Below are 15,555 nucleotides of genomic sequence, written 5' to 3' on the forward strand. Positions count from 1 at the left end.
AAATTTTAAACTTTGTATGTAACAAATATGTAATTTAGCGCCCAATAATTTTTATATTAAAACACTATAATTGTAAGGAACTAAGTATATATTCTGTGAAAAAAGACCAAGCTTTCTACGTTCCGATTTTATGCCTGATATTTCTAGCAGGCCTGATAGCTTTACGCTATCTACCTCCTGTCACTGTTTTCGGGTATGAGTTGAAAACCATAGATATGTTTTCAGATGTAGAAAAGGAACCTGCTTCTGATATAAAAAAAATTGTTCCCAAGGTTGAACCTAAAGTTGAAATCCAATGCCCTAAAAATAAAATTTGTTTTGAAGATTATTCTGTGGATCAGAATATGTTTAAAACTTTATTTTTATCAATTGATAATTTAAAATCAGATACTCTAGGCAAAGTTCGTATCGCTTTTTTTGGAGACAGCTTTATTGAAGGGGATGTATTTTGTGGGGATTTCAGAGACTTATTACAAGAAAAGTTTGGAGGCATGGGGGTTGGATGGGTACCTGTCACTTCAGAGGTGTCTCAATTCCGACAAACAATAAAAGAAGATTTTAAAAATTATACAACTTTTGACGCTGTACATCAACCAAAGGAAAAAGTTCCCTATCCTCCTTTTGGTATTTGCACACAACCTTTACCCAACAACAGTGCTACCTATTATTCTACTCATTTTTCACCGCGAACTGATAAACTTCCGAATTTCAGGATTTTATATCAATCAAAATCTCCTTTCTCAGCTAAAGTTATTTCAGATGGTAATTCTCAAAACATTCAACTAAAAGCTGGTAAAAATATACAGGATCATTCTATACTTATAAATAAATCGAAAAAGGTCAATCTTACTTTCGCTTCAGATCCGAATATATTTTTGTATGGATTTTCATTTGAGGATAAATCAGGAGTGTATGTCGATAATTTTTCTTTAAGAGGTAATGCTGGCTTATCTCTTTTATCGAGTTCGAGTGAAATGCATAAATCTTTAAACCGGCTACAAGATTACAAACTAATCATTCTTCAGTATGGAGTTAATGCCGTGTCAGAAAAAACTAGTGACTTTGCATGGTATACTCGAATGATGAATAAGGTTATAACTGAAATGAAAGCTTCTTATCCTCAGGCAGGAATACTTTTAATCAGCGTTGGTGACAGAAGCAAAAAAATTAATGGATCTTATAAAACTCTTCCAACTATCAAATTAATGGTGGAAGCACAACGTGCAATTGCAGCTGAAAACAAAATTGCTTTCTGGAATATGTATGAAGCCATGGGCGGAGAAAGTTCTATGGTTGATTATGTAACTGCCAATCCTCCTAAGGCAAACAAAGACTATACACATATCAATTTTTTAGGTGGTAAAGAAATTGGAACTTTATTATTTAACAGTTTATTATTCGAATATGAAAAAGCAAAATCTAAATAAATCTGCCCTAATCCTTTTGGTGCTTTGTATTTGCTTTTTTCAAAAAGCGTATACTCAACAAAACTATCCTTTTATAAAAAAAGAGAAAAACGTTATACATAATGCTAAAGTTCTTGATTCTTTTTTCAATTCGCTGCGTAATTCAAAAAATAAACAAGTAAATATTGTTCATATAGGAGACTCACACCTTCAGGCGAATCACATAAGTCATGTTTTACGAACAAATTTCCAGACTTTGTTTGGTAATGCAGGACGAGGTTTGGTTGTTCCCTATCAGGTGGCGGGTACCAATTCTCCTGAAGATATTAAATCTTCTTCTCAGTTTGTATGGGCCGGAAAAAGAAACTGTAAGCCTTTACTCCCTCAACCAACAGGCATCGGAGGTATTACCATTGAAACTAAAGACTCAATATCAGCTTTTATGTTGGAACTTCCTGAAAAATATAAGTTTACTCATTTAGATATATTTTTTGAAAATGATGAGCATAGTTTTGATTTAAAAATTGAAGATACATTGAATCATCAATCCATATCTGTTAAAAATTTTATTACTTTAAAAGATAAAAACATATCGAAAATAAATCTATCTAAACCGACAAATAAAATTGAGTTTGTAAGTATCAAGTCTTTACCGATTCAAAATCACATGACTATATTGGGAATCAACACAAGAAATGATAATCCAGGAGTTATATATCACAGTATTGGTGTAAACGGGGCCGAATATTTTCATTATGATACTTCAGAATATTTTAATGAACAAACCCCTTTTCTCTCACCTGATTTACTGATTATTTCGTTAGGCACCAATGAGGCCTACAGAAAAGACAATGATTTTAACGAAGATATTATAAAGGAAGAAATTCAACATTTTATAGACAACTTAAAAAAACATAATCCGGGTGTGCCTATATTAATAACAACTCCAGCTAATGCTTACGTAAATAAAAAATATCAAAACGCCAGATTAAAAATTATACATGATATATTGGTTTCTTATTCTGATGAACAGCAACTCGCATATTGGGATTTACAGGAAGTAAGTGGTAATGCATCAAACTGGAAAAATTACAATTTATTCAGTAAAGATTTAATTCACTATAACATCAAAGGTTATCAATTACAGGGTAACTTATTATTTAACGCTTTAATTAACTCTTTTAACGAGTATGTTTCCAATAACCCATAAATATATCACCGTAAACGAAATTTCTAAAATCATTCCGGATCTCGACCTTCATAAGCTGATTGAGCAGTTTTATTTTAATCCTAAAGAGCCTTTAATTTTCAGTAGCGGATATTTTGTATTTATATTCACGGCTTTTATGATTGGGTATGCATTATTACATAAAACGCATTTCCCTAAGGTAATTTATGTAATTTTATTCTCGCTTTATTTTTACTATAGATCCAGCGGATATTACTATTTAATTTTAATTTTCTGCGTTTTTTTTGATTTTTTTACTGGACATTTAATCCATAGGGCACAAAAGAAAATAACGAGACAATTACTTCTCTTTTTTAGTCTTGCTGTTAACTTAGGAATTTTAATCCATTTTAAATACACTAATTTTCTTATAGATTCATTTAATACTGTTGCCGACACAGAATATAAAAAAATTGATATTTTTTTACCGGTTGGTGTTTCATTTTTCACTTTTCAGTCTATGAGTTATACCATAGATGTTTTCAGAAAAAAAATTGAGCCTGTGAAAAATTTACTTGACTACGGATTTTTTGTTTCCTTTTTTCCTCAATTAGTTGCTGGTCCTATCATACGTGCCTATGATTTTATACCTCAGCTCTATAAGCCTACCATTATTACCAAATCAATGATAGGAAGAGCTTTGTTTTTAATAAGTATAGGGCTTTTTAAAAAGTCAGTAATATCTGATTACATTGGCGTTAATTTTGTAGATCGAGTGTTTGATCAGCCTGAATTATATTCTGGAATCGAAAATTTATTCGGAATTTACGGATATGCGTTGCAAATCTACTGTGATTTCTCAGGGTATTCAGATATGGCTATCGGAATAGCACTTCTTTTAGGTTTTAAATTCCCTAAAAACTTTGACTCTCCTTATCAATCTCAAAATATTACTGAGTTCTGGAGAAGGTGGCATATTAGTCTTTCTTCTTGGTTGAAAGATTATTTATATTTTTCACTGGGAGGTAACCGTAATGGACATTTTATGGGATATTTTTTTCCTGTACTTTTTTTTACCGGTCTTATACTATGGGGTATCAATAGTGCCATTCATGAAAGTTACTGGCAAATCATCACTGCACTGATTTTTATACTTATTTTTGCTTCGTCGATTCTTTTATCTAAAGAAAAAAAGAAGGCATCTTACAGTAGCTTTAATCAAATGACAACTATGCTTTTGGGAGGACTCTGGCATGGTGCGTCTATGCGTTTTATTTTGTGGGGAGCCATGCACGGCCTTGCACTTTCTATTCATAAAACTTATATCAATTTATCAGGCTCATCTAAGACTGAAAACACTAAAAGTTATTTCTGGTTTCGTTTAATTGGTATTTTAATTACTTTTCATTTTGTATGTTTTTGCTGGATTTTCTTCAGAGTGTCAGACATGAACACAGCATGGCAAATGCTTACACAAATATTCCACAAATTTGAGCCTCACATTTTATTACAGATGGTAAATGGCTATAAACTGGTATTTGTTTTAATGCTTTTGGGATTTATATTACATTTTACCCCTCCAAGATGGGAAGAAATTTTTAAACTTAAATTTGAAAAAGCTCCCTATTGGGCTGTTTTGTTGTTTTTGTTTGTAATAGTATTAATTGTAGCTCAGGTTAAATCTTCTGAAATTCAACCTTTCATATATTTTCAATTTTGAGCTTGCTAAAAATTTTTGTATACTACATATAATAGTATAAAATACAATCATTTACACTTTGAAATATCCTGGTTGAGTTTAGTTACTCTAAAAAACGAAAAATTATTTTTTTATATTTGTAAGTAAAACCAATGCTTAATGAAACGTATATTAGCAACCTCTTCCTCTTTTCCGGAAGATTATGATCGGAAATGGAAGATTGATGTTATTCCTTTTGTGTCTATAGATATATATCCTAAAGAAAAAATAATTTCTCAAATTCCTACCGATATACACTCTTTTATTGTCACCAGTAAAAATTCAGCTAAAGCAATTAAAGAAATTGAACTGAATGGACAATTTTTTGTAGTAGGTAAAAGTACTGCTAAAAAATTAAACGGTCAGGACAGAGAGATATCTTTTATCTCTAATTATTCTGAGGATCTTTTAGAACGAATGCTTGAAACAGATATTAAAAATTATGTTTTTTTTAAAGGTAATTTATCCTTAACTACTCTGCCAGATATACTTAAAGAAAATGGTATTGAAGTTCGGGGTATCGAAACGTACAAAACAAGCCTAACCCCTCAGAAAGTAACTGATTTTTACGATGCAATTATTTTTATGAGTCCTTCTGCAGTAAAGTCATTTACTTCTATGAATAAAATTCCTGAAGAAACTCTTATATTTACAAGCGGAAAAACTACAGCAGAGGCTGTAAAACAGCACGGAAATTACAGAGTATATTTTCCGGAAGAAACCACAAAGGAATCCTTGATTGCTTTAATAAATGATAAATTAGATGCTTAAAAACAGATTATATTTAGACGCTTTAGAAGGAAAAGAAGTACAAAGGCCTCCTGTTTGGATGATGAGACAGGCTGGTAGGTTTTTACCGGAGTTTCGTGCATTACGAGACCAATATGATTTTTTTACCAGATGCCAAACTCCAGAATTGGCTGCTGAAATAACATTAATGCCTGTAAAACGGTTTCCTATAGATGCTGCTATATTGTTTTCTGACATTCTGGTGGTTCCTCAGGCCATGGGAATGAATTTTCAAATGAAAGAATCCGTAGGACCTTATCTTGAAGACCCAATTACTTGTTTAGAAGATATTGATAGTCTTGTTAATCCGCCCATTCAAGATAGCCTAGGATATGTGTTGGATGCCATTGATATAACTCTTGAGCAACTAAATAATGAAATTCCTTTAATTGGTTTTGCAGGAAGTCCCTGGACCATTTTGTGCTATGCTATTGAAGGTAAAGGTTCTAAAACTTTTGACAAAGCAAAATCATTTTGTTTTCAAAAACCTGAATGGGCACACAAACTTTTGCAGAAAATAACCGATTATACCATTCTGTATCTTGAAAAGAAAATTGAACACGGAGTACATGCAGTTCAAATTTTTGATAGCTGGGGAGGTTTACTGTCTCCTAAAGATTATAATGAGTTTTCATGGAAATATATTAACCAAATCGTTGATGCTCTTGAACAAAAGAGTAAAGTTATCGTATTCGGCAAAGGCTGTTGGTTTGCTTTGGAAACTATGTCTCAATCTAAAGCTTGTGCCTTAGGTGTAGACTGGACTATATCTCCTCAAAAAGCAAGAGAATTTTCCGGAGGCAAAATTACTTTACAGGGAAATTTTGATCCGGCTAAGCTACTATCATCGCCTGCGAAAATTTATAATGAAGCTCAACAGATGGTTCGTGATTTTGGAACAAAATCTTATATTGCAAATTTAGGTCATGGTATTTTACCTAATGTACCTGTTGAAAATGCTGATGCTTTTATAAAAGCAATCGTTGAATTTCAAAAATAAGTAATTTTGTGTAGTTATTGAGTGGGTATTTCAGGTTAAATATCTCATTTATATCAAATACAATTTTGGATTGAGTAACTTTTATCACGTTGTTTATTTATCTGTTTTTAGTTTAAAAACAGATAAATAAAATATTAATAATCAACAATATAAACTCTATACTTACTAAGATCGTAACTAAAAAAAATTTAATGGATTAACTTCTTTTCCTAAAGTATGTAGACGTTTTGTAGACAGTTACAATTTGTTTTGTTCAGCATATTAAGATTACTTTTGTCCCATCGAATTAAATTAAGTTTTTTAATGTAATCTCTTAAAATACCTTTAATTTTTTTAGTTTTTTTTATTCTATTTAATTATATTTGATATTAATCATAGTCTTTAAAAACTCTCAAAATATAAAAGATTATATATAAAAAATTTATTACTCGCCTTTTTTACAAAACAAAAAATTCAACACTTAAAAAAACTACGCTTATTATTTCTACTAAAAATATACTTTTTTTAAATGGCTATTTAAATTTAGTTATAGTTAATATATAGATGATGAAAAAGAGATTATCTTAAATTTAAGATAATCTCTTTTTATTTTGACTCTCCTTTATTATTTTTGTTATACTCTTAGTTAAAACTCTATGAAAAAGCTACTACTTTATCAACTAGTTGTATTTTGTTTATTTACTAATTTTACAAATGCACAAAGAAAACTTTTAGATTCACTTCAAAATATTGTTTCTGATAAAAGAATTCCGGATAAAGAAAAAATTATTCCTCTTTCAAATATGGCGGGCATGGATATGAGCGATACTGCCCGTGCTATGAAAATGGCTAAAGAATCTTTAAAACTTGCATTAAAAGAAAATGATCCTGGATATATAGTTTATAGTTACTCCTCTTTGGGAGCACTTTATGCCTATAAAAAAGATATTCATAAGACGTACGAGGTGATTGACTCTATAATGTTCTATCTGGAAAAATCCACTGATATTGATAAAAATGCATTTGCTTATTTACGACTTGGATTGATTAAATCCATGGTAAATGACAAAGATGGAATTAAAGATATATTTACTTCCATTGAGCTTTTTAAAAAAATGAATTATAAAAACAGCCATGATAAAAAGTATAGTGATAAATGGCACGGTTTAGCCTTAGGATATAATTTATTAAGCTCACAATACGATTTAACTCCTCAATACTCTAAAAAGTATTCACAATTAAGTTTAGATGCAGCATTAAAAAGTAAAAAACCTACTTCTATTTACATAGGTTACACATCTTTAGGGAGCAAATATTTGAGTGACTACCAATTGTTTAAAAAAAAAGCAGCTTTAGATTCATCCAGATATTTCTTTGAAAAAGCTTTAGATTATGGTGACAATCACGATGGTTATATTCCTGACATATTGCTACTAATATCACTTACTAATCTATCGAATTTATATAATATTCAAAACAAGCTTTCACCTAATGATGTGTATGCTGATAAAATTGAACATTGTCTTAAAAAGGCCAAATATTTAGCTGAAAGAAATAATCATATTAATTTTCAAGTTAGTTATTATAATCTATTAATTACTACTGAAATAAATAAAAAAAATTATTTGAATGCTATTAAATTTACTCATCAAATATTAACAAAAACCTCCAATATAGATTATCTATTTAAAGAGAATTATGAATTTCATCAATTACTATCAGAATTATATGAAGAAATAGGAGATAATAAGTCTGCCATTTTGAATCTGAAAAAATCTTTTGAATATTATAAACAGCATTTTGAATATAAATATTCATTTGCTAACCAAGAGCTCCTTAATAAATACAACGTTGCTGAAAAAGAGAAAGAAATAGAAATAAAAAAAACTGAAAATTTTTGGCATTTTATTGTCATCTGCATTTTGTGTTTGTTAATTATGGTTCTTTTTTTCAGCTATAAATTCAGAATTAAATATTTAAATAAAAAGAAAAATGAGGCTAAATTATTAGTTCAAATTAAAGAAGAAGAAGCGAAAATGCTAAAACTTGAAAAAGAAAATGTTGAGCTTATGGCTTGTATTAAAGAGGAAGAAACCAATAGATTACAAAAAGAAGTTCTTGCAAAATATGTACAAGTATCCCACAAGAATGAATTGCTTGACAGTTTAAAACGGCAAACTACTGTTAACCCTAACGAATATCCAGTATTACTTAAAAAAATCATTAAAAACGAAGAAATTCTCGACAAAAATTTTGATGATTTTAAAACCATGCTTAATGAAATTCATCCGGAATTTTACCATCGTTTACAATCAAAAGCAAATCAGAAATTGACTACGCTTGACTTAAAATATTGTATCTATATTTTTATGAAAATGCCTACCAAGGAAATGGCAGATTTGCTTCATGTGGAGCTAAAGACAATACGGATGAGTAAATACCGCTTAAAACAAAAATTAAATCTAAAAAAAGAAGAAGATCTGGACAACTTTATTCAAAATATTATATAATTTACTATACTATTTTTTTGTATTTTAGTTGTGTATTATATATGTAAAATCTATGAATTATATTGTTATTGTTGTTGTTCTAATATTGAGTATCATTTTATTTATTTTACTACTTGTATCTCCTATTTTTTTGATCTCTTATTTAGCATTTAAATCAAGGAAAAGGAAACAAAAGGTAATTATGGATTCATTACCCGAAAATGTTTCCTTTAAAGTAGCCGTAAGAGTTAACAGTTCGAGGAAAAATGATTCTATTTTTAAATTTACAGGTTTTGATTGTAGTGGAATTCTTTACGTTTATGGGGAAATAATATATTTCAAAGGATCTAAACCTGGATATGAACAGATCGAATTTGATTTAAAAAGTGCTGTTATAAACTGGGTAGGTGTTCAAGCTCAAAATGGAGCTTTACAATGGTTTTCGATTAAAAATAATCAGGATACTTATTATTTTAACATGGAAACGGGAATTACCATATTTAATTTATCGAAATCCGGTGAGTCTACCCGTAATATATATGAAAAACTTAAAAATTTTCAGGCAGCTACTAATCTTGAAAAAATAGGCGCTCAAAATTAGTTTACATACTATTTTAATTATAAAAAAAAGTTGTTGAAATATTTCAACAACTTTATAAATTTAATGTTAAGAGATAAATATTTACAACAATAATTGATTTATTAAGAAACTGTTTAATCTTGCTGCTTGTTCAAGCGCAAATAAAGCTCTCTTAATCCTTTAATTGTATGAAAACGGTCGTAGATATCAATTTTTGTAGTCAGAGGAGCAAAGAGATGACCTATTCCACCAGTTGCAACTACATAAGTCTCTTCCCCTAGCTCCTTATTGATTCTATCAATTAATCCTTCAACCATACTTAAAAAACCAAATACTATACCGCTTTGCATACATTCTTCTGTCGTTTTTCCTAAAACTCTTTTAGGAGTCCTCATTTCTACATCGGACAATTGGGCAGTTGCTCCTATTAAGGAGTTTAAAGATGTAACAACTCCTGCAGCAATAATAACTCCCTTAATTTCCCCATTCTTATCCACACAAGTCAACGTTAAAGCAGTTCCAAAATCTACTATGATTTTATTACCGCAATATTTTTTATGTGCATAATAAGCGTTTGCATATAAATCTGTTCCCATTTGAGGTGATGCTGAAGTTAACTCGGTATCAGTATTCCTGCTAACTAAAATAGTTTTTACTCCATGCAGCCGGGCTAATGATTTTCTAACCGGATATGTTAAATGCGGTACTACCGAACCTACTGCTATTTCTTCTATATCAGCAGGATTGATTCCATAGTTTCGATAAGTCATTTTAAATTGCGAGAACAATTCATCTTCTGTTTTATACGGTTTGGTATTCATAACCCATGAATTTACACATTCATCGTCTTTGAAAATTCCCAGTCGTATATTACTATTACCTATATTTACAACTAAAAGCATAGTGCATTATTTATTTTTATAAATGTTATTGGTGATATTACTGTCCGCAAGTCGTTGCGTTGAATCAATTTCTATAGTTTTAATATTATTAAGTGTTACTGGCAATTCAAATGAATAAGTTTTTTGTGTCCATTTCCAGTAAGGGAGTTGAACCTGAGGAATATCGAATTCCTGATCTTTGGCATCATGCATCATATTCAGAGGAATAGTATATATTTTTTGTGAACCATCTGCATAAGTTACATATATATCTACAGGCATAGGAAATTCTCCCATATTTTCAAGAGTTACTACTGTATTCCCTGCATTTTCCGAAACTTCTTTAATACTGTAATCTATTTTACGAGTAGTAGTTGTCATATAATTCCAGTACCACTTTAAATCCATTCCGGATATTTTTTGAGCAATATGAATAAAATCTCTATCCGTTGGATGTTTAAATTTCCAGGTATCAAAGTAGGTTTTCATTATTTTATGAAAATTTTGTTTTCCTACAATGTATTCTAATTGAACCAGAAATATTTCACCTTTCAGATAAGCAGCTACGGAATATCCGTTATTAGTCTTAAAATGATCTGCAAACAACCCCATAGGCTCCTCAACTCTGTTATTAATATAGCCTATATATCCTGTAAGTGTTTTTATGTGATCGTTGGGGGTTTTATTAACAGAATCCGGAAATATTTTTGCCATAGCTAAACTTTCTGCATAAGAGGTAAATCCTTCATCCATCCAGGCTCTCATACTTTCGTTGGTAGCTAAAATCTGTTGAAACCACGAATGTGATCCTTCATGAAACATGAGTCCGGCCAAACCTTCCAACGATTTAGCATTTCCTAAAATCATAGAACACATTCCGTATTCCATACCACCATCTCCTCCCTGAATAAATGAATAGGTAGGATAAGGATAAGGTCCGAAATTTTCTTTCATAATTTGATAATATTGAGGAATTATAGCTTTGGTTTGTTCCCAATATTTCGTTTTTTCAGATTTCTGGTATACTAAATAAACTAATGGCCCCTCAGGTACCTGAACAGTTTCTACGGTATAGTCAGGATCGGCGGCCCAAGCAAAATCATGAATATTCTCAGCTTTAAAATGCCATAGGCTTTTATTATTTTTTACTATTGGTTTTGACTGAACGCTATAACCTTTTACTTCCTGTGGATTTAGTAAAACTCCTCCAGCTCCCAAAATATATTTACTATCAATAGTAACAGATACATCAAAGTTACCAAATACTCCCTGAAACTCTCGGGCTATATAATCGAAAGTATGCCATCCTTCATAATCATATTCCGCAACTTTAGGATACCATTGTGTCATTGTTAAATCAATACCTTCAGGGTTGTTTCTTCCGGCTCTTCGAATCATCATAGGTACCTGCGCCTCCCAGTTCATAGTAAAAGTAGTTGCTTGATGGGGTAAAATAGGTTTTGCCAACTGAACTTTCATCACTGTTCCTTCAACCGTGAATTTTAATTCTACGCCTTCCTGCTTCAGCGAATTAATTTTTTGATATCCTATTTCATTAGGCTTTAAAATTGATATGCGGGATACACCTTCCTTCGTTATCATTCTGCCATCTGAACTTTTCCCTAATTCCTGAAGCTTTTGATCCATCATTGAATTAGGCTGGAATGCATTCCAATATAAATGAAAATAAAAAACACTTAAGGTATCCGGAGAATTATTAGTATATGTTATTGTCTGGTTTCCTGAGTATTGATAGTCTTTTACATTGACATCAATATCCATTTTATAATCAACATGCTGCTGATAATACTGCTGCATCTGAGATTGTATAACAAAGATCATTAACAGACAACCGATAGTAAATATTTTTTTCATTAATTATTACAATTTGTAAATTGGTTTTTATTTTATTTAGTTACCTACTATTTTAAATATAATATTAAGAATATTCTATTTATTAATTTAAAACTAAATTAAGATTAAAGATACATATTGTTTACTATTTTGACGAATGAATTTTTTAAAAGTTAATTCATCAGACATATATAAGGCATCAAGTGTTTAAAATAAACTTTTAATTTATATATTATTTTTTAAACAATTCTTTTACCGGAAGTAAAATAATGATAACTGGACAGATCTATGAACAGAGCTTTTTATTTAAAATAAAAGATAAGATCAAACAAGGTCGGCTTATATAGCCGACCTTTAGTATTTATATTTAAATCAAATTATTATTTATATTTTTACTGCATCACATCTTCAAAATCTGAGCCGTTTTCCTGCTGACTTTTATTCCTCTTTTCATTTTTTGATTTCTCTTTGCTGAAGCGGTAGGTAAATGAAATGGTAAACTGTCTGGGTCTCCATCTCATATCTGCATATTTATAAAAATCTTCTCCAAAAGTTTCTGTTTCTCTTTTCCTTGATTGAAATACATCTTGTACATTAAATAATAATGTACCCTGACCTTTAAATATATCTTTACTTATTCCCAAATTCATTCCGTACATTTCTTTATTTTTACTTTGTCCGGATTTTACAGGCCCCATATAATTTCCTTGCATTTGAAAATTAAAATTTTCCGGAAGCTTCAGATTTATGGTAAGACGTGTTCTCCATGTAAAACCATTTTTATCCAGATTTTCAATCACTGTTGTATTTTCTCCTGAAACCGGATCTATTTTATTGTATACATGATTTCCAAAACTTTCGTACTGATATAAATTTACATCTCCAAAAATTTTCCACCATTTATATGGACTTAAGGTATAGGATAATTCTCCTCCATATCTGTTTTCGTGTCCTATGTTGATCGGCATGGTATTTAGATTTCCAAACTGATCTGAACTGGTGACACTTTGAAAAGGATCCTGAGTTCTTTGATAATAAACTGAAGGAGTAATACCCCAGCTTCTTTGCTGTAAATTATAGCCCAATTCAAAGGAATTTGTATAAGAAGGATTTAAATCAGGATTACCCTGACGGGTATTTCGGTCATTTGATATATTTTTATACGGATTAAGCATTCGGCTGTTAGGTCTATTTATTCTTCTGCTATAACTTATCTGAAGCTGACTTTTTTCTGTAAGGTCATAGTTAAGGTGCAGGGTTGGAAATAAATCTGTATAATTTTTAGTTACTGATGAGTTATCTTTAAATGATTGTACTTTAATATATGAAGTTTCTTCTCTTAAACCCGCCAAAAATGAAAAATCCCCCCAGTGGTTGCCATATTGCAGATATGCAGATAAAACATTTTCTTCATAATTTGTGTTATCTGTATATTCCGGATTTTCAATCCAGACATTACTGGTTGTATTTAATTCGTTAAGTACAAAATTTGTTTTAATTTTTGAATAATCAGCTCTTACTCCTGCTTCAAACTGAGAACCTTCTTTAATTGGAAGCACATAATCTGACTTAAGCATAAATCGGGTCTGTGTATTATCATTTGTATTCTTTCCAAGTATTTTATCATAGATTCGTGAATCAGAATTATCCTGACTATAATTAAATGTACCATCTAAAGTTAATGTATTCCCTTTTTTAGCAAAATTATGGGTATAGTTTAAATTTCCGTCAATTCCGTATTCGTTTCTTTTTTGTCTTTCAGTTCTTTCTGAAAAAGTCTCAGACCAAGTCGGTAATAGATATTTGTTATCGTAATTAGTTACATTTAAATAATTACTGGTACTGTACTTATATCCTACGGAAGTTGATAAGGAGTTGTTCTGATCCCAATTTATATTTACACCAGTGGTTGCATTTATTGATGTTCTTTCTCTTTCTCTATCCGAGTTTTGAAATGAATATTCGTTTAAGTTTCCTTCTGAATCATATCCTTCATAATAATTTTTAACGGTACCTTCATTTTTTCCGTATCTAAAACCTACGTTAGTAAACCAATTCCATTTTTCTTTCCCGTATCCCAGATTAATGTTGGTACCGTAAAGCTGAGGTGAACCTGCTATTGTCTGGATATTTCCTGTCAGTCCTCTTTTTCTGTTTTTTTTAGTAATGATATTTATAATACCTGCAGTACCTGATGCTTCATATCTTGCTGATGCATTTGTAACTACTTCAATCCTGTCAACCATATCTGCTGAAATAGATTTAAGAGCTTCTGCTGTATCATTAATACCTAGCATAGCAGAGGGCTTACCGTCTATCAGTATTTTAACATTATCATTACCTCTCAGACTAACAGTACCATCAACATCCACACTTACAGAGGGTACATTTTGCATAACATCTGAAAGTGTACCTGTTTTTGCGGTTAAATCTTGCGAAACATCATAAACTTTCTTATCTAATTCAACTTTATAAATAGGACGACTACCCTCAACAACAACCCCTTCGAGAACCTGTTCTTTATTTATAGGTTTCAATAATATTTCTCCTATTGAGGTATTATCTTTTGTAATTGTTTTTTGTCCGTAAAATGCTTCGAAACCAGCCTGCTCTACCATAATTTCAAATTCTCCTGGGAATGCATCCAAATTAAAATTACCATCAGCATTTGCTAATCCTCCAAATACTTTTGTTTCGTCTGATGAATCAATTAAGGTAATACTTGCGTAAGGTACCGGTTGATGATCGGATGTAAATACTGTTCCTGAAACTTTAATTGTTTGGGAAAATAATTGTATGGATAGTAATGCGGTACTTAAAAAAGTAATAAAAATTTTTGCTGACATAGTTGATTTGATAAACATGGATAATTTATGGTATACTCAGTGGTAGACAACTAAAAAATAAAAAGGTTTAATACCGGAGTTTTAATTTATCTGTGTTTATCTGATATGATAAGTCTATTGACGTTTTCTCATGGGATTGTTTTTCTCAATAAATTCTATAGGATTTTCAGATTCTTTTTTAAATATACTTTGAGAAAATAATACCACTCCAAAGATTATAAGTGCAATACCTACAATTTTTTTAATTTTATAGACAAGCTGATCTGTTAATTTATTTTGAAATTTACTAGCTAAGAAGATTTTTAACATATCTACGGTAATCATAGTAATTAGCAATATAATTATATAAATATAAAAATCAGAATGCCTGGGGTACTGAGTCGCTATAATCATAATTGCTGTAATCCAAAACATAATCACTCCTATGTTAACCAAATTGAGAAGAAAGCCATTCATAAAGGTCTTTACATAATTAGTAGTAGCAATATTTACCCCACCTCTAAGGTGTAAATTTCCTCTAGACATAATACTATATAAACCGTAAACAAATATTACAAATCCAGCTATCATAAATATGGAAGGGTGTGCTTCGATGTAATTTTTAAGTCCTTTACTCCCCTGATGGGCTATGATAATGCATAAAATATCTGCGGATATAATGCCTGCTTCCAGAGCTATTGCCGGTTTAACTCCTTTAGTCAGACTAGTTTCTATCAATAAAAAAAATACTGGTCCGATTAAAATAAGACTTAGCAATACCCCTACTAAAACGGCAGATGTTATAAGAGAGATCATTCAGTTATTTTAAATAAGTTTGCAATTTAC

Annotated in this window: 11 protein-coding genes; 7 read left to right on the forward strand and 4 right to left on the reverse strand. The window is 30.6% G+C overall.

From position 1 onward, the window contains the following. Window positions 1-95: 95 nt before the first annotated feature. From EQ921_RS11570 to EQ921_RS11600, 7 genes are all read left to right on the forward strand, one after another. Window positions 96-1,427: a hypothetical protein gene (locus EQ921_RS11570; RefSeq protein ID WP_128331769.1), complete on the forward strand. Its 1,332-nt coding sequence runs from the start codon at window positions 96-98 to the stop codon at window positions 1,425-1,427. Next, complete coding sequence (locus EQ921_RS11575) at window positions 1,405-2,616, forward strand: GDSL-type esterase/lipase family protein (protein ID WP_128331770.1); 1,212 nt, start codon at window positions 1,405-1,407, stop codon at window positions 2,614-2,616. Before EQ921_RS11570 ends, EQ921_RS11575 begins: the two co-directional genes overlap by 23 nt. Then, window positions 2,597-4,294 (forward strand): MBOAT family protein, encoded by a 1,698-nt coding sequence (locus tag EQ921_RS11580; protein ID WP_128331771.1) that lies wholly within the window; start codon window positions 2,597-2,599, stop codon window positions 4,292-4,294. The genes EQ921_RS11575 and EQ921_RS11580 overlap by 20 nt, the downstream gene beginning before the upstream one ends. 138 nt (window positions 4,295-4,432) lie before the next feature. Next, window positions 4,433-5,083 (forward strand): uroporphyrinogen-III synthase, encoded by a 651-nt coding sequence (locus tag EQ921_RS11585; RefSeq protein ID WP_128331772.1) that lies wholly within the window; start codon window positions 4,433-4,435, stop codon window positions 5,081-5,083. Continuing rightward, window positions 5,076-6,101, forward strand: coding sequence for a uroporphyrinogen decarboxylase (gene hemE / locus EQ921_RS11590; protein WP_128331773.1), 1,026 nt, complete (start codon window positions 5,076-5,078; stop codon window positions 6,099-6,101). Before EQ921_RS11585 ends, hemE begins: the two co-directional genes overlap by 8 nt. A gap of 635 nt (window positions 6,102-6,736) precedes the next feature. Further along, window positions 6,737-8,590, forward strand: a complete 1,854-nt coding sequence (locus EQ921_RS11595) for a hypothetical protein (protein WP_128331774.1) — start codon at window positions 6,737-6,739, stop codon at window positions 8,588-8,590. 181 nt (window positions 8,591-8,771) lie between these two features. Beyond that, window positions 8,772-9,170: a hypothetical protein gene (locus EQ921_RS11600; RefSeq protein WP_128331775.1), complete on the forward strand. Its 399-nt coding sequence runs from the start codon at window positions 8,772-8,774 to the stop codon at window positions 9,168-9,170. Between the two features lie 113 nt (window positions 9,171-9,283). On the opposite strand, the gene EQ921_RS11605 is transcribed toward EQ921_RS11600, so the two are convergent. The 4 genes from EQ921_RS11605 to EQ921_RS11620 all read right to left on the reverse strand — a co-directional run bounded on the left by EQ921_RS11605 (window position 9,284) and on the right by EQ921_RS11620 (window position 15,525). After that, window positions 9,284-10,051 (reverse strand): type III pantothenate kinase, encoded by a 768-nt coding sequence (locus EQ921_RS11605; RefSeq protein WP_128149639.1) that lies wholly within the window; start codon window positions 10,049-10,051, stop codon window positions 9,284-9,286. A 6-nt stretch (window positions 10,052-10,057) separates the two neighbouring features. Further along, window positions 10,058-11,905: a M1 family metallopeptidase gene (locus tag EQ921_RS11610; protein WP_128331776.1), complete on the reverse strand. Its 1,848-nt coding sequence runs from the start codon at window positions 11,903-11,905 to the stop codon at window positions 10,058-10,060. Between the two features lie 371 nt (window positions 11,906-12,276). Then, a complete protein-coding gene (locus EQ921_RS11615; RefSeq protein ID WP_164875632.1) occupies window positions 12,277-14,730 on the reverse strand; it encodes a TonB-dependent receptor domain-containing protein in 2,454 nt (817 codons plus the stop codon). A 114-nt stretch (window positions 14,731-14,844) separates the two neighbouring features. Next, window positions 14,845-15,525: a LysE family translocator gene (locus tag EQ921_RS11620; RefSeq protein ID WP_128331778.1), complete on the reverse strand. Its 681-nt coding sequence runs from the start codon at window positions 15,523-15,525 to the stop codon at window positions 14,845-14,847. Window positions 15,526-15,555 lie beyond the last annotated feature (30 nt).

It is taken from the genome of Apibacter sp. HY039, from assembly GCF_004023655.1.
GTDB lineage: Bacteria > Bacteroidota > Bacteroidia > Flavobacteriales > Weeksellaceae > Apibacter > Apibacter raozihei.